Source organism: Clostridium sp. (assembly GCF_021372645.1).
In the GTDB taxonomy this organism is placed as follows: domain Bacteria; phylum Bacillota; class Clostridia; order Clostridiales; family Clostridiaceae; genus Clostridium.
In genome coordinates, this window is the sequence record NZ_JAJFUC010000094.1 from 1 (window position 1) to 16,557 (window position 16,557).

Annotated in this window: 12 protein-coding genes and 1 other annotated feature; of the genes, 11 read left to right on the forward strand and 1 reads right to left on the reverse strand. The window is 27.6% G+C overall.

The window, feature by feature from the left end; translation table 11 throughout:
• Positions 1-324: 324 nt before the first annotated feature.
• The 6 genes from LLF98_RS13930 (at position 325) to LLF98_RS13955 (ending at position 7,521) form a co-directional block, all read left to right on the forward strand.
• On the forward strand, positions 325-1,368 hold the full coding sequence (locus tag LLF98_RS13930) for a diguanylate cyclase (protein WP_291704611.1): 1,044 nt from the start codon (positions 325-327) through the stop codon (positions 1,366-1,368).
• Positions 1,369-1,547: 179 nt separating this feature from the next.
• Entirely contained in the window at positions 1,548-3,494 is a 1,947-nt protein-coding gene (locus LLF98_RS13935) for a [FeFe] hydrogenase, group A (RefSeq protein ID WP_291704613.1), read from the forward strand.
• Between the two features lie 533 nt (positions 3,495-4,027).
• Positions 4,028-4,654 carry a DUF47 family protein gene (locus LLF98_RS13940; RefSeq protein WP_291704615.1) on the forward strand — a complete coding sequence of 209 codons (627 nt, stop codon included), beginning with the start codon at positions 4,028-4,030 and terminating at the stop codon, positions 4,652-4,654.
• Positions 4,647-5,645, forward strand: a complete 999-nt coding sequence (locus tag LLF98_RS13945) for an inorganic phosphate transporter (RefSeq protein ID WP_291704617.1) — start codon at positions 4,647-4,649, stop codon at positions 5,643-5,645. Before LLF98_RS13940 ends, LLF98_RS13945 begins: the two co-directional genes overlap by 8 nt.
• 258 nt (positions 5,646-5,903) lie before the next feature.
• Positions 5,904-6,530, forward strand: a complete 627-nt coding sequence (locus tag LLF98_RS13950) for a DUF47 family protein (protein WP_291704619.1) — start codon at positions 5,904-5,906, stop codon at positions 6,528-6,530.
• The gene (locus LLF98_RS13955) at positions 6,523-7,521 is read left to right on the forward strand and encodes an inorganic phosphate transporter (protein WP_291704622.1); all 999 of its coding nucleotides are present in this window, start codon (positions 6,523-6,525) and stop codon (positions 7,519-7,521) included. The genes LLF98_RS13950 and LLF98_RS13955 overlap by 8 nt, the downstream gene beginning before the upstream one ends.
• Positions 7,522-7,651: 130 nt before the next feature.
• On the opposite strand, the gene LLF98_RS13960 is transcribed toward LLF98_RS13955, so the two are convergent.
• Positions 7,652-8,548, reverse strand: a complete 897-nt coding sequence (locus LLF98_RS13960; RefSeq protein ID WP_291704623.1) for a cation diffusion facilitator family transporter — start codon at positions 8,546-8,548, stop codon at positions 7,652-7,654.
• A gap of 337 nt (positions 8,549-8,885) precedes the next feature.
• On the opposite strand from LLF98_RS13960, the gene LLF98_RS13965 reads away from it, so the two are divergent.
• The 5 genes from LLF98_RS13965 (at position 8,886) to LLF98_RS13985 (ending at position 16,222) form a co-directional block, all read left to right on the forward strand.
• Entirely contained in the window at positions 8,886-10,088 is a 1,203-nt protein-coding gene (locus tag LLF98_RS13965; protein WP_291704625.1) for an Mbeg1-like protein, read from the forward strand.
• A 470-nt stretch (positions 10,089-10,558) separates the two neighbouring features.
• Entirely contained in the window at positions 10,559-11,398 is an 840-nt protein-coding gene (locus LLF98_RS13970) for a metallophosphoesterase (RefSeq protein ID WP_291704627.1), read from the forward strand.
• Positions 11,399-11,590: 192 nt separating this feature from the next.
• Positions 11,591-11,935, forward strand: a complete 345-nt coding sequence (locus LLF98_RS13975) for a phenylpyruvate tautomerase MIF-related protein (RefSeq protein WP_291704629.1) — start codon at positions 11,591-11,593, stop codon at positions 11,933-11,935.
• Positions 11,936-12,320: 385 nt separating this feature from the next.
• Complete coding sequence (locus LLF98_RS13980) at positions 12,321-12,698, forward strand: phage holin family protein (RefSeq protein WP_291704631.1); 378 nt, start codon at positions 12,321-12,323, stop codon at positions 12,696-12,698.
• Between the two features lie 337 nt (positions 12,699-13,035).
• Positions 13,036-13,344: a binding site (T-box leader), on the forward strand.
• Between the two features lie 235 nt (positions 13,345-13,579).
• Positions 13,580-16,222, forward strand: a complete 2,643-nt coding sequence (locus LLF98_RS13985) for a valine--tRNA ligase (RefSeq protein WP_291704634.1) — start codon at positions 13,580-13,582, stop codon at positions 16,220-16,222.
• Positions 16,223-16,557: the final 335 nt, after the last annotated feature.

Here is a 16,557-nt window from a genome sequence, read left to right on the forward strand (position 1 = left end):
AGTAGGCCTATTTGAGTGCGCTTAAAATTCAGAAATCTTCAAATAATTGATGTGATATTATAGGATATTTAGAGATTTCTTCTTTTAATCCGAAAAGGAGCATCGCTCCTGATTAAAATTTAATCATTCTGCGACACTCTCTTTTCTTATAATAAAATATATATAATTATACTTTGGGTATTTATTGGTAATACTTGTACATTTATGTATATAATTGTACAATTAAACAAGAAGGATAAATAAAGAAATATTAAATTTTTACAGGGTTTGTAAAATATAATGATATTAATATTTGTATATATTAGCTGCATAGGAGGATTTAAAATGAATAAATTATATGAAAACGTAAAAGAAAAATTATCGCTAATAGAAAATATGTATGATATTATCAGAATTATTGATCCTATTAATAAAAATATAATAGATATTAAGAATGATGAGATTAAAAATATTAAGGGAAAATGTTATGAGAATTTTAATAAGGGCACAATATGTAGCAATTGTATTTCAATTAGAGCTAATATTGAAAATGATATATTTATTAAAATAGAGCATGTTTATAATAAGGTGATGTTAATAATTGCAATGCCTGCAATGATAAAGGAAGAAAAGTATGTTGTTGAAATAATAAAAGATATATCAGTAAAGAATAATAAAATATCAAGTATTAATTATGATAAAAATGTTAAGGTTATGATTGACAATATGAATGAAAAAATCATTAAAGATGATTTGATGGGTGTTTATAATAGAATATATATAGAAGAAAGACTACCAGTTGATTTAAATAATAGTATACTAAATAAATATTTATTATCTATAATTATGATAGACATAGATGATTTTAAAAATGTAAATGAAGAACATAGACAAGATATAGTAAAAAAAATATTAAAAGATTTTTACAAACTTATTGATGATTTAGTTGCACAAAATTCATACTGGATTGGAAGATATTCTAATGATAAATTTATTATTGTTTTGAATAATATAGATAAAGAAGATGTATGCAAGATTTCAGAACAAATAAGAATTTTATTAGAAGATGTTTCATTAGAATATAATGATAAAATTATTAAACTAAAAGCAAGTTTTGGCATTTATTGCAGTGAAAATGAAATAACCGATATTAAAAATATTTTAACAGAATTGGAGAAAAATATTTTTGAGGAAAAGAAAAAAAGAATAGATGAAGAAAAAAATAAGGAAAAGAAATTATCAATATTAAATTATAGAATTCAAGAATTAAGAGATGTCTTAAATGAAATGTGTATATCATTAGATAAAACAGTAAATTATGAACAAACATTAAAGGTAAGCCAAGATTTAGATGAATTAATTGTTGAATATATGAAAAATATAATATGAAATATAACTTTACTATTATTTCAGCAGTAAGTATAATTAATATAGTTTTATTCTTATATAATAATAAAAAAATTGTATATTTATGGGTTAAATACAAATTATTATATTTAATAATATATATAATGTATAAAAATATAGAATATAAAAGAGTTCTAAGAAATAATTAAGGAGTGAATATTATGCCAGATAAAAAGACAGCTTTAATACAAAGTTCATTAGGTTCTGTATTTTCAGTTTTTAGTGAAAAAGAATTAAAAGAAATAACAAGTAATAATAAAAGAAGTATAGCTATTTGCGGAAAAATTAATAATCCAGGAATAATTGAAGTGCCAGAAGGTGCTACTCTTTCCGATATAATAGAGCTTTCTGGAGGAATTATAAATAAGAGCAACTTTAAGGCAGCTCAAATTGGATTACCTTTTGGAGGTTTTTTAACTGAAGATAGCTTAGATAAAGAATTTGATTTTGGATTATTTTATGAAAATATTAGTAGAACTGTTATTATTTTATCACAAGAAGACTGTATAATTCAGTTTGAAAAATTCTACATAGAGTATTTACTTGCAAAAATTAAGGATGGTTCTTATAAGAACTATGAAGTAGTTAAAACTGATATAACTGAAATGTTTAATATTTTAGATAGAATAAGTAAAGGTGTATCTAATATACGTGAAATTTACCTTTTGAGAAATCTTGCAGTGACTGTAAAAGGTAAAATGCATCAAAAACATAATATAATGGAAGAGATAATTGAAAAATTCTATGAAGAAATAGAAGAGCATATAGAAGAAAAGAAATGTTATACATCACAATGTAATCATCTTATAAAATTAACAATTACAAAAAAATGTATTGGATGTGGAAGTTGTAAAAGAGCATGCCCTGTGGATTGCATTGATGGGGAATTAAAAAAACAACATACTATAGATTATAATAGATGCACTCATTGTGGGGCATGTATATCAGCATGTCCAGTTGATGCTATAACAGCAGGAGATAATACTCTTTTATTTCTTAGAGATCTAGCTACCCCTAATAAAGTAGTAATTACTCAAATGGCACCAGCTATAAGAGTTGCAATAGGCGAAGCCTTTGGATTTGAGCCCGGGGAAAATGTAGAAAAAAAGTTAGCTGCAGGTCTTAGAGAATTAGGAGTAGATTATGTATTTGATACTACTTGGGGAGCTGATTTAACTATAATGGAAGAAGCTGCAGAGCTTCAAGGAAGACTTGAAAGATATTTATCTGGAGATGAGGATGTTAAGCTTCCAATGCTTACTTCATGTTGTCCTTCTTGGATTAAGTTTATAGAACAAAACTATGCGGATATGTTAGAAGTTCCTTCTTCTGCAAAATCTCCAATGGAGATGTTTGCAATAGTGGCAAAGGAAATATGGGCAAAGGAAAAAGGGCTTTCAAGAGATGAAGTGACTTCAGTTGCTATCATGCCATGTATTGCAAAAAAATATGAAGCATCAAGACCAGAGTTTTCAGTAGAGATGAATTATGATGTTGATTATGTAATTACAACAAGAGAGCTTATAAAAATATTTGAAAATTCAGGGATAAATTTAAAGGAACTTGAAGATGAAGAAATAGATACAGTTATGGGAGAGTATACTGGTGCTGGAATTATTTTCGGTAGAACAGGCGGAGTTATAGAAGCTGCTACAAGAACAGCTCTTGAAAAGATGACTGGAAAGAGATTTGATAACATAGAATTTGAAGGACTTAGAGGCTGGGATGGCTTTAGAGTTTGTGAGCTTGAAGCTGGAGACATAAATCTTAGAATAGGAGTTGCCCATGGTCTTAAAGAAGCTGCTAAGATGTTAGATAAAATAAGATCAGGTGAAGAATTCTTTCATGCAATAGAAATCATGGCTTGTGTAGGTGGTTGCATTGGTGGTGGTGGTCAACCTAAAATAAAAAAGAATAAACAAGAAGTTCTACAAAAAAGAGCAGACGGTTTAAATGATATAGATAGATCTAAGACTCTTAGAAGATCGAATGAAAATCCAGAGGTACTAGCTATTTATGAAAAACATTTAGATCATCCATTAAGTCATAAGTCTCATGAATTACTTCATACTACATATTTCCCAAGAATTAAGAAAAATAATGATTAATTAGGGATAAGGCACATTCAAAAAAATAATAAGTCAGCATGCTAGTTTATTTTGCCTTAAGGTAAGTTCAACTAAATTCATGTGGAATATAAAATTCCACATGAAAAGTTTCAATTTATGTCATACTGTGTTAGCATGTTCACCTAATAGATCACTATGAGGAAAACATACTTCCTTGTCTGACGCAAAATATACATCGCATCATTGACTTGTTATTTTCTTTCACATGCCTAATATAAAATATCTAAATCATGCCAAATATGACTATGCATATTTGGCGTGATTTTTAGGTTTAGTTAACAATGTAGCATATATTTCATTTATTTAGTGTAGTTACCTAAAATGGATTATACTAATCTACAAAGAAACTGGTTTATAAGTAAGAATAAAGAAATTTGTTAAGTAAAAGGCAAGTAATATTAAATTTAGGTTAAGTTTTATTAAAAGTAGTTTAAAATTAATAAAAAATAGAATATACTTGAACAGGATTACGAAATGTCGAATGTTTATATTTTATAGGGAGATGTGATATAATGTTTAACTTAAAGCCAAAAGAAGATAAATTTTACAAATTATTTTTAAAAGCAGCACAAAATGTAAATGAAGGAGCAATTGTTTTAAGAGGTAGTTTAGATTCTTTATCTAATAAGGAAATTAATGTTGGTAAAATTGAAGATTTAGAACATGAGGTAGATAAATTAATAACTATTGTAGTTAAAGAATTAAATGAAGCATTTATAACTCCAATAGATAGGGAAGATATCTATTCATTAATTAAGAAGCTTGATGATGTATTAGATTTAATTAATTCAACAATGCATAGATTTTTAATGTATGATATTAATGAAAGTACACGTGAATCTAAGCTTTTAGCTGATATGATAGTAGAATGTACTAAACATATTTTGGAATTGATGGATGGGCTTAATTCAGTAGGTAACAAAGCACAATGTATAAGAGAAAAAATTATAAGTATACACAAAATTGAAAGTGAAGCAGATTCTTTATTTAGAAAAACAGTAGCAGAACTATTCAAAAATGAAACTAATCCTATAGAAATTATAAAATGGAAAGAAATATATCAAATTTTAGAAAATACTATTGATAATTGTGAAAAAATTGCAAATACTGTAGAGGGAGTTGTCATTAAGAATGCTTAATACTATGACCTTAACGATATTAATAGTAGCTTTAGTATTATTGTTTGATTTTATTAATGGATTTCATGATACAGCTACAGCAGTAGCTACTACTATTACAACTAGAGCACTTAAACCAACAACTGCTATAGTAATATGTGCTATATTTAATTTTATAGGTGCATTTTCTGGAACAGCAGTAGCTAAAACGGTAGGGGAAAGTATCGTTAGTCATAACGATATACAACAATGGGTTATATTGGGTGTTTTAATTTCATCAATAGTCTGGAATATAATCACATGGTATTTTGGTATTCCAAGTAGTTCTTCTCATGCATTGATAGGTGCATTAATAGGTGCAGGAATAGCTTATAATAATAGTTTTAATGTAGTTAAATGGAATAATCTTTTTCATGAGGTAATAATATGGATATTTATTGCACCAGTCATAGGATTTACAGTAGGATATATATTAATGAAATTATTAAATTATATTTTAAAGCCATTCAAGCTTAAGATAATAAATAAAATATTTTTAAAATTGCAAATCGTAGCAGGTGCACTTATGGCTTTAAATCATGGTAGCAATGATGCTCAGAAATCTATGGGACTAATAACTATGGCTTTATTAAGTGGTAAACTTATTAATACATTTGAAGTGCCTACATGGGTTATTGCATCTTGTGCTTTAGCTATGGCGCTAGGAACTGCATCAGGAGGAAAAAAAATTATCAAAACTATGGGAAGTGGGATGGCAAAGCTAACACCAGTAAATGGATTTGCAGCTCAAACTGGTGGTGCAGCGGTAATATTTATTGCAACATTATTCCATGCTCCAGTTAGTACAACTCACATAATTTCAACAACTGTAATGGGTGTTGGAGCATCTAAAAGATTTAAATCAGTAAAATGGGGCGTAGCTAAAAACATAGTTTGGGCCTGGGTTATAACTATACCAATAACAGCATGTCTTTCAGCGTTAATTATATATATAATGAAGTTATTTGTATAATTTTTAAAAGATTATTATATTTCGTAGCTATATAGTTTACAAAGTAAATACTGTATGAATTAAGTAAATAAACCTGTAGATTTTCAAATATGAATCTGCAGGTTTATTTTTATTATAAAATTTGTAACTAATATTAAAATTAGGTTAAGTTTATTAAGAAGAGTTTAACATTTGGTTAAAAAAGAATATACTTTAATATGTACTATAATATTTAATGAATATGTCGAGTGTTTACACTTTATAGGAAGAGGTGATAGTATGTTTAACTTAAAGCCAAAAGAAGATAAGTTTTATAAATTATTTTTAGAAGCAGCGCAAAATGTAAATGAAGGAGCAATGATTTTAAGAGCAAGTTTGGACTCTTTATCAGAGAAAGAAATTAATGTTAGTAAAATTGAAGAGTTGGAACATAAAGGGGACAAGTTAGTTGGTATTATAACTAAAGAATTAAATGAATCATTTATAACTCCAATAGACAGGGAGGATATTTATTCATTAATTAAGAGAATGGATGATGTATTAGATTTAACTAATTCAACAATGCATAGATTTGTAATGTTTGATATTAATGAAAGTACTGAATCATGTAAGCTTTTAGCTGACATGATAGTACAATGCACTACGTGCCTTGTGGAATTAATGGACGAGCTTAATTCAGTAGGTAATAAATCAAAGCATATAAAAGAGAAAATTATAAGTATAAATAAAATTGAAAGTGAAGCAGATCGCTTATTTAGAAAAACAGTATCAGAATTATTCAAAAATGAAGTAAATCCTATAGAAATTATAAAATGGAAAGAAATATACCAAACTTTAGAAAATACTATTGATAAGTGTGAAAAAATTGCAAACACTGTAGAAGGAGTTGTCATTAAAAATGCATAATATGATGACCGTAACAATATTAATAGTAATTTTGGTAATAATATTTGATTTTATAAATGGATTTCACGATACAGCTACAGCAGTTGCTACCTCTATTACTACAAGAGCACTTACACCAACAGTTGCTATAATAGTATGCGCATTATTTAATTTTATGGGTGCATTTACTGGAACAGCGGTTGCTAAAACTGTAGGTGAGGATATTGTAAGTTATAAAAATATACCTCAATGGGTTATATTAGGTGTTTTAGTTTCGGCTATAATATGGAATTTAATTACGTGGTATTTTGGTATTCCAAGTAGTTCATCTCATGCATTAATAGGAGCGTTAGTAGGTGGTGGAATGGCTTATACTTGTACAGTTAACGTAGTTAATTGGTATAATCTTTTTCATAGTGTAGTATTGTGGTTATTTATTTCGCCGGTTATAGGATTTATAGTAGGATACATACTAATGCAATTCTTAAACCTGATTTTAAAGCCGTTTAAGTATCATGTAGTAAACAAAATATTTTTAAAACTTCAGGTCATTGCAGGTGCGCTTATGGCTTTTAATCATGGTGGAAATGATGCTCAAAAATCTATGGGAATAATAACAATGGCTTTAGTAAGTGGTAAGGTTATTCAAAGTTTTGAGGTTGCTACCTGGGTTATAGTAGTTTGTGCTTCAGCTATGGCGCTGGGAACTTCTATAGGTGGGAAAAAAATTATTAAAACTATGGGAAGTGGAATGGCAAAATTAACACCAGTAAATGGATTTGCAGCTCAAACAGGTGCAGCGGCAGTAATATTTATTGCAACATTATTTCATGCTCCAGTTAGTACTACTCACATAATTTCAACAACTGTAATGGGGGTTGGTGCATCTAAAAGATTTAAATCAGTAAAATGGGGAGTAGCGAAAAATATAGTTTGGGCTTGGGTTTTGACTATACCAATAACAGCGAGTTTTTCAGCATTAATTATATCTATAATTAAGTTATTTGTATAATTTTCTAACATTATAGGTAGAAGTTTATTCAATTAATAATATTATGCCGTCTTATTATTTTTTAATTCAAAAAAAGTTACTACTATTTAATTTCTAACAGTAGTAACTTTTATTATTTTAATTTTTAAATTTAGTTGCAATTTTTTTTACATTCGCAGCAATTACATGTTATTTCAGAAGCTTCTAAATGTATCATAACCTCAGCATATTTTAGAACTTGTTCTATATTCTGTTCAATTTTGTCACATATATCATGGGCCTCTTTAATTGATTTATTTTCAGGAAATACTAGATGTAAGTCTATATATCTTATTCGTCCAGATTTCCTTGTTTTAAGATCGTGATAATTACAAAATACAGAAGAATATTTGATTATATTATTTTTAATAAGTTCAATTTCTTCATCAGATAATTTAACATCTAAAAGAGGATTGAAGGCAGTTTTTAATAATTCAAAAGATTCTTTTAGTATAAATATCGCAACTAAAATTGCAACGATTGGATCCAAGTAATTTAAACCAGTAACCCATATAAGAAATAATCCGGTGCCTACACCTAATGATGTATATACATCAGCTTTTAAGTGAAGGGCGTCAGCCTCTAATGCAATAGAATCCTCTTGCTTAGCTACTTTGTATAACTTTTTAGATACCATCAAATTTATAGCAGCAGAGATAAACATAACTATAAATCCAACTCCAACAGATTCTATGTCAGAAGGATTAATAATTTTCTTTACAGCTTCAATTATTATCCAAACAGATGCTACCAATATAAGTAAAGCTTCTATTACTCCAGAAATGTTTTCCACCTTACCATGTCCATAAGGGTGAGTATCATCAGCAGGTCTATCTGATATTTTTACAGAAAAAAATGCTATTATAGCAGCAAGCAAATCCATAGTTGAGTGTATAGCTTCAGATATTATACTTACTGATCCTGTAAAAAGTCCAACAATTAATTTCATGATTATTAAGCTTGTATTTGAAAGTAGAGATAATCTAGCTACTTTGACCTTAGGATTCATATAAAAACCTCCATATTTTAACTAAATATTTATCACTTGATAAGATAAATTAATATTATAATATACCCAAGATTAATAAAAGTCAAGGATTTAAGGCGATTAGAATAAACTATCAGTTGAGAATGAATTGTAATATTATATTGTAAGTATCATCCAATGAATTCAAATTTAAATATATGAAATTTGTGAAAATATTGATGGTTAAAACAAATAGAAATATAAATTATAGGAGTTTTCTGCAATAAAATTGAATAACTTAGTAATAGAGATATTATTAATATAAAGTGAAACTTTCCAGGTGGAGTTTTATACTCCAGATGAATTTAATGGAGGTATAATGTATAAGCTAACCTATGAGGATTTAATACTTTTAGATAATTTAATATACTTAGAATGGGATGCTAAAGAAGATGAAGAACTTATAAATATTGTATATAATATATTGACTAATGAAGAACTTAATGAGCTCATAAATAATATGGGAAATTGCACAATAAAATTGCCTAAAAGTGAATGGATAAATATATTAGATCAAATTAAAAATAAACCTAATTTAAAAGAACTTAGAATTAAAAATGTATACAATTATAAAAGTGGAATGAGAGTTGCATGTTTTATAGATGGTGAAAATAATGCAACAGTAGTCTTTAGAGGAACAACTACAATAAAGGAATGGGAGGATAATGGTCAAGGAGCTTATGAATATGATACCATAGAGCAAATAGATGCCTTAAGTTATATAAATAACCTTGAGGTTAACAATATTACTGTAACTGGACATTCAAAGGGAGGGAATAAAGCTCAATATGTAACTGTTTTGTCTCCTAAAATAATTAAGTGTATATCAATTAATGGACAAGGTTTTTCTAATGAATTTATAAACAAGTATAAAGATGAAATCAATAAAAATAAGTCGAAAATAGTATGCATAAATTCAAAATATGATTATGTTAATTGTTTATTTAACTCAATTGCAGAAGAATGCCAGTATATACAAACAGAATTTCAAATTAATCCCCTAGATTATCACAAGGCTAATATACTTTTAGATGAAAATGGAGATTTAAGACAGAAAACAAATGAAGGAATATTTCCGAGGATAATCAAGTATTTTTCAACATCTCTTATATCAGATTTACCAGAAGACATACAAAATTTAGTTATTAATGGAATGATAGGGGTAATAGAATTAATTTTATGTAAGGGAGAAATTAAAGATAACATTTTAAAAATAGTAGGGGAACTTTTGATAATGCTATGTTATGAAAATTGCTTTAATTATAAAGAAATTTTTAATATAAGTTATAAAGTGTTAGAAGCTTTAATTTTACCATTGTTATTTTGGGGAGAGTTTGTAAATTGGGAAGAAACTAAGTCCAAAGATCTTCTTAATAAAGTTATAGACGAAATAAATTTATTTGGAAATAGAATAATAAAAAAAATAGAGATTATAGATAGCGAACAAACAAATTTAATTGATAGTGTTTCAAAGGCAATTACAAATCTGACTTTGAAACTTGAAAATGAAACTTTATTATAATAATAAAAACTAGATCAGTAATTATTTTTTTGAATGTGCCTAAACAAAATAGTTACTGATCATTAACTTGGAAGAATGGGTAGCTTTATTGGTATTTATAAATAAAACATTTAATACATTACATTCAATTTTTGAACTTATATGTGATATGATATTTACTTTCTTTTTTTTAATCTTTCTTAGATTTAGATAATATTTCTTCTTTAAAATATAACTCTACATCATCGTGTAAGGTCTTTTGATTTTCTCATTAGTTCTTTCATCTACTTTTTTTTGTCCTAAAACTAATTTATTTTCATTAGCCCATGCACTTACAACATGAATTGTAGACTTGTATTCTTAGTTTATTTCATATGCCTAAGTATTTCATTTTTTTATAAAATACTTTTAATATTTATATAATTAAAGTATTATATTAAAAGAAAAGATTAAAGCTAATATACATAATATAAAAGAAACGGAGATAACAGATGATTAACATCCTAATAGTATTAGTAGCTTTTGCTATACTTTCTGGGCTAATATTTTTACAAAACACTTTAATAGAAGTATCTAAATATAAAATTAAAAGTGATAAAATTTCAAAAGAATTTAATAAATTTAAAATAGTTCATTTATCAGATTTCCATAGCTATGGTTTTGGGAAAGATAATATTAAATTGATTGAAAAAATTAATAATGAGAATCCGAGTATTATTGTTATGACTGGAGACATGGTTAATAAATATGATAGGAATTTTGAAAAATTTTTAAATTTAGCAAAAACTTTGAGCAAAAAGTATGATATATATTATATTATAGGAAATCATGAAATAAGATTAAGAAACAATGATTTGGACTTTATTATACAAAAACTTAAAAAAATTGGGATTAAGGTATTGAGAGATGAAAAAATAACTATAATGAGAAAAAAAGATTTGATTAATATTTATGGACTTGATATTCCTCTTTCATATTATAAAATAAAAAATAGATCTTCTAATATAGAAGAAGTACTTAACGCAGTTCTTAATAAATGTAATGAAAAAGAATATAACATTTTATTAGCACATAATCCGCTATATTTTGATGAATACATTAAGCATAATGTAGATTTAACTTTATCTGGTCATGTTCATGGTGGAATGATAAGATTACCTTTTATAGGAGCATTGCTTTCACCAGAACGAAAATTCTTTCCTAAATATAGTAGTGGCGTGTATGAGGTAAATAATAAAAAGCTTATTGTAAGCAGAGGTCTTGGACATAGCAAACCAGGAATAAGATTATTTAATAAGCGAGAAATAGTTAGTATAACTTTATTCTATTAAGAAAATAGATAATGGTATATAATAAGGTTATAAACAAATTATGAAAAATATTAAAAGCAAAATAATAATTTATTGAAGAAAAACAATACAAAATAAGGAATGAGATTTACAGAAGAAATTATATTATTTATAAAATATATAATTACTAATAAGTAAAAAGTTATTAATTAACGTTAGAAAGGGGATTATTACATGCCATTTATAGGATCTAAAATAACAGTAAAAACTTCAAAAGAAAAAGAAGAAACAATAAAGAAAAGACTAGGTGAAGCAATAAAATTAATTCCAGGAAAAAGTGAAACATTTTTAATGATTGGATTTGAAGATGAATATTCACTTTATTTAGGTGGAGAAAAATTAGAAAAAGGTGCTTTTATAGAGGTAAAAGTATTTGGAAAGGCAAGTAAAGAAGCTTTTTCTGCATTAACTAAAGAAATTTGTAGTATTTATGAAGAAGAATTACAAATACCACAAAATAAAATATATGTTAAATATGAGGAAGTTGACAATTGGGGATGGAATGGAAGTAATTTTTAAGTGAAATATTATGCTAAATATGAATTTTTAGTATAATTTTTATTAATAAAAAGATAAAACTGTAGAATAATATAGCTAATCATATATAATTAACTAAGCTGTGTTTAGAATGAGAACTCTATGATAAATAAAAAAATCATAGAGTTCTCATTGTTTATCTAGAAAAAATTAAAGATAATATTAAAAAATATAATATTTTTTAATATTATGGGGAAAATATATTTAAGCTCATGAAAAGTGAACTTTTTTAGGTAAAATTTTATATTTTATTTGAAATTAGTTGAACTTTTAGAGTGATAAAGTTCTTAGGTCATGTCTAAATGGATGTGAGTGTTAGAACTTCCATATATCAGATAAAATTTAATTTTTAAAGGAGGAATTATAAATGGCACATCACAAAGAAAATTCAATAAGAGAACATTCTGGCGGTAAAAGTATTTGGGGTTGGTTAGGAAGGTTAGTATTAACTGCAGTAATTTTGGGAATAGCATCATTTTTTACACCGGGTTTTAGCATTAATGGATTATGGTCATATTTATTAGCTGCACTTGTAATAAGTGTAATAGATTATTTAGTTGAATCATTTATGGGAGTTGACGCATCACCTTTTGGAAAGGGAATAAAAGGATTTATTATTGCTGCTGTAATATTATATATAACACAATTTTTTGTTCCCAATATGAGCGTATCTATATTTGGTGCATTGTTAGCAGCATTAGCAATTGGAATAATAGATGCAATAATTCCTGGTAGAGCAATGTAATTATAACTTTTAATATTTGAGTAAAAATTAGGGGTGATTATATAATCACCCCTATAAAAATAAAAATTTTTATATACTTCATAATTAGAAACGATACTAAACAAACTGGTGAAACATTATTGGTACAAATTAGTTGCATTGTTAATCAGTTTTAACCTTTTCATCATCGGCTGTTAAAGGATGCTATAAGTAAGAAATTAAACAATCATTAAAAAATATATTATTGACAAAATTTATACAATAATATATTATAAGTGAAAGTCCAAATTTTAATTTGGCCACTCGAACTTACTCAGCGAACGCATGTGAGTCGAGTTTCATATATTAAATTAATAAATTAAAAGCAATGAAAAAGAGGAGTAAAAACCTAAAAGCATTTTAGGAAACTCACTCAGACGAGTTGAGGAGTACAGTTTTTTTATCTAAATCATAGATTTAGAAAGAAATAGTAAGAGAGAGGGAGTAGCTGAAAACCCTTATGCTGAAAGTTTTGAAGGTAGCTTTTGAGCTTCTTTAGTGAAATTAATAGTAGCTAAAGACGGTTTGTCTAAATCGTTATTTAAATTAAGAGTCCATAAGAGCATATATACTTGGATTTAATGCTTATGTGGAAATAAAGGTGGTACCGCGAGTCTTCGTCCTTTTTGTGATGAAGGCTCTTTTGGCGTTGAGAATCCAAATGTGAGAGTCCGAATTTTATATTGGGCGCCTTGAACTTTCCCTTTGTGAGCATCTTGTATTTGGTTATTCGAAAGCCCCAAAAATGAACGTATGTGAGTCGGGTTTCCTTTATAAAAGATATATATAACTAAGTTCAACTAAAATTTGTTCATTTATTGTGAATTGTACATTGAGTAAATTAAAAGCTTGGAGGAATGAAAATGTTAGAAATTAAAAACATATCAACTACATATGATCCAAAAGAATTTGAAGATAGGATTTATAAAAATTGGGAAGAAAAAGGTTATTTTACACCAGTAATTGATAAAAGCAAAAAACCTTATACAATAATTATGCCGCCACCAAACATAACTGGTGAGCTTCACTTAGGTCATGCATTTGATGATACTCTTCAAGATATGCTTATTAGATTTAAGAGAATGCAAGGATATTGCACATTATGGTTACCAGGAGAAGACCATGCTTCTATTGCAACAGAAGTTAAAGTTGCCAATGAATTAGCTAAGCAAGGTTTAAATAAAAAAGAAATGGGAAGAGAAGCATTCCTTGAAAAAGTTTGGGAATGGAGTGATGAATACAGGGCAAAAATAAGAAATCAAGTTAAGAAACTCGGTGTATCAGCTGACTTTACAAGAGAAGCTTTTACAATGGATGAAAATCTTAGTGCTGCTGTAAAACATGTATTTGTCAAGCTTTATAATCAAGGCTTAATTTATCAAGGAAATAGAATAACTAACTGGTGTACTCATTGCCAAACTGCATTATCTGATGCAGAAATCGAATATGAAGAACAAGCAGGTCATTTCTGGCACATTAATTATCCATTAGCTGATGGCTCTGGGGTTTTAGAAATTGCAACAACTAGACCTGAAACATTACTTGGAGATAGTGGTGTTGCTGTTAATCCTAATGATGAAAGATATAAGCACCTTATTGGTAAGACTGTAATATTACCATTAGTAAACAGAGAAATCCCGATAGTTGGAGATGACTATGTAGATTTAGAATTTGGTACTGGTGCTGTTAAAATGACTCCAGCTCATGATCCTAATGACTTTGAAGTTGGGAAAAGACATAACTTAGAAATTATTAGAGTTATGAATGACAAAGGTGTTATAAACCACTTAGGCGGGAAATATCAAGGCTTAGATAGATACGAAGCTAGAAAAGCTATAGTTAAAGATTTAGAAGAGTTAGATCTTTTAGTTAAAATTAAAGATCACTCTCATAATGTTGGAACTCATGATAGATGTGGTACTACAGTAGAACCAATAATATCAAAGCAATGGTATGTTAAAATGGAATCTTTAGCAAAACCAGCTGTAGAAGTAGTTAAGAATAAGAAAACTAAATTCGTTCCAGAAAGATTTGAGAAGACATACTTCAATTGGATGGAAAATATACAAGATTGGTGTATTTCAAGACAATTATGGTGGGGACATAGAATACCAGTTTTCTATTGTCAAGATTGTGGTGAAATAATGGTATTAGAAGAAGCACCAAAGACTTGTACTAAATGTGGATCTAGTAATATAGAACAAGACAAAGATGTATTAGATACATGGTTCTCTTCAGCATTATGGCCTTTCTCAACACTTGGTTGGCCAAATAAAACAGAAGATTTAGACTATTTCTACCCAACAAGTACATTAGTTACTGGGCATGATATTATATTCTTCTGGGTTGCTAGAATGATATTCTCAGGACTTCATTGTATGGATGAAACTCCATTTGATACAGTGCTTATTCATGGTCTTATAAGAGATTCTGAAGGAAGAAAAATGAGTAAATCCTTAGGGAATGGTGTTAATCCATTGGAAGTTATAGACACTTATGGTGCTGATGCTTTAAGATTTATGATAGCTACTGGTAATGCACCAGGAAATGATATGAGATATTATCCAGAAAGAGTTGAAGCTTCAAGAAACTTTGCTAATAAGATCTGGAATGCTTCAAGATTTGTTATGATGAATCTTGATAAAGAAATTATGAATAAATACAAAGACTGCAAAGAATACTCTTTAGCTGACAAGTGGATTTTATCAGAAATGAATACAGTAGTAAAAGAAGTTACAGAAAACATGGATAAATTTGAACTTGGAATTGCTATGCAAAAAGTTAATGACTTTATGTGGACTGAATTCTGTGACTGGTATATAGAACTTGTTAAGCCAGTGTTCTATGGTGATGATGAAAAAGCTAAAGGAATAGTTTACAATGTATTAAATACTGTATTAATTACAGGATTAAAATTATTACATCCAGCTATGCCATTTATAACAGAAGAAATATTTACTCATTTAAGTGATGAAGAAACAATAACAACTTCAGCTTGGCCAGAATTTGATGAAGCTTTAGTAAGTAAAGACTCTGAAAATGATATGGCATATATAATTGAAGCAATAAAAGGATTAAGAAATGTAAGAGCTGAAATGAATGTACCACCATCTAGAAAAGCTAAAGTAATTTGTTATATTGCAGAAGATGCTAAGAAAGCATTTAATGCAGGAAGTGCATATATAGAAAAATTAGCTTCAGCTTCAGAAGTTGAGTTTATAGATGATAAAGTTAATGTTCCTGGTAATGCAGTTTCATTAGTAGTTAAGGGTGGAGAATTATTTATGCCATTACTTGACCTAGTAGATAGAGAAAAAGAATTAGATAGATTAAATAAAGAAGTTAAAAAGCTAGAAGGCGAAATTGATAGAATAGACAAGAAACTAGGAAATCAAGGATTTGTAGCTAAAGCACCAGCAGCAGTTATAGATGCAGAAAAAGAAAAAAGAGTAAAATATGTAGAGATGCTTGAAGCTGTAAAAGTTAGAATTGACGCTTTAAACTAAATATTATGATAGTTAGAAAAAGATATTACTAGATAATTAATTCTGGTAATGTCTTTTTTTATGCTTATTTTTTTAGTTTACAATTCCTAAAATATGGTAATAATGAAAAATAATTCACAATAAATATAATATTAAAGATAAAGTTATGTTAATAAAAATAATATTACCATTAAAAATAAACTAAGATGGAGGATACGGTTATTAGAAAAAAGAAATTTACTCTAAGTAGAAAATCCAAATCTTTGATTTGGTGTGACTCACGTATTCAACGAAGGTATGTGAGTCGAGTTTCATTTATAATTTTTATTACTATAATATTTGGATTCACACATAGA

Bases quoted from the DNA above. Each gene is read 5' to 3' on its own strand.
- LLF98_RS13945 (WP_291704617.1), top strand. From the start codon at position 4,647: ATGCTTAATACTATGACCTTAACGATATTAATAGTAGCTTTAGTATTA.
- LLF98_RS13975 (WP_291704629.1), top strand. From the start codon at position 11,591: ATGCCATTTATAGGATCTAAAATAACAGTAAAAACTTCAAAAGAAAAA.
- LLF98_RS13940 (WP_291704615.1), top strand. From the start codon at position 4,028: ATGTTTAACTTAAAGCCAAAAGAAGATAAATTTTACAAATTATTTTTA.
- LLF98_RS13985 (WP_291704634.1), top strand. From the start codon at position 13,580: ATGTTAGAAATTAAAAACATATCAACTACATATGATCCAAAAGAATTT.
- LLF98_RS13955 (WP_291704622.1), top strand. From the start codon at position 6,523: ATGCATAATATGATGACCGTAACAATATTAATAGTAATTTTGGTAATA.
- LLF98_RS13935 (WP_291704613.1), top strand. From the start codon at position 1,548: ATGCCAGATAAAAAGACAGCTTTAATACAAAGTTCATTAGGTTCTGTA.
- LLF98_RS13980 (WP_291704631.1), top strand. From the start codon at position 12,321: ATGGCACATCACAAAGAAAATTCAATAAGAGAACATTCTGGCGGTAAA.
- LLF98_RS13965 (WP_291704625.1), top strand. From the start codon at position 8,886: ATGTATAAGCTAACCTATGAGGATTTAATACTTTTAGATAATTTAATA.
- LLF98_RS13970 (WP_291704627.1), top strand. From the start codon at position 10,559: ATGATTAACATCCTAATAGTATTAGTAGCTTTTGCTATACTTTCTGGG.
- LLF98_RS13950 (WP_291704619.1), top strand. From the start codon at position 5,904: ATGTTTAACTTAAAGCCAAAAGAAGATAAGTTTTATAAATTATTTTTA.
- LLF98_RS13960 (WP_291704623.1), bottom strand. From the start codon at position 8,548: ATGAATCCTAAGGTCAAAGTAGCTAGATTATCTCTACTTTCAAATACA.
- LLF98_RS13930 (WP_291704611.1), top strand. From the start codon at position 325: ATGAATAAATTATATGAAAACGTAAAAGAAAAATTATCGCTAATAGAA.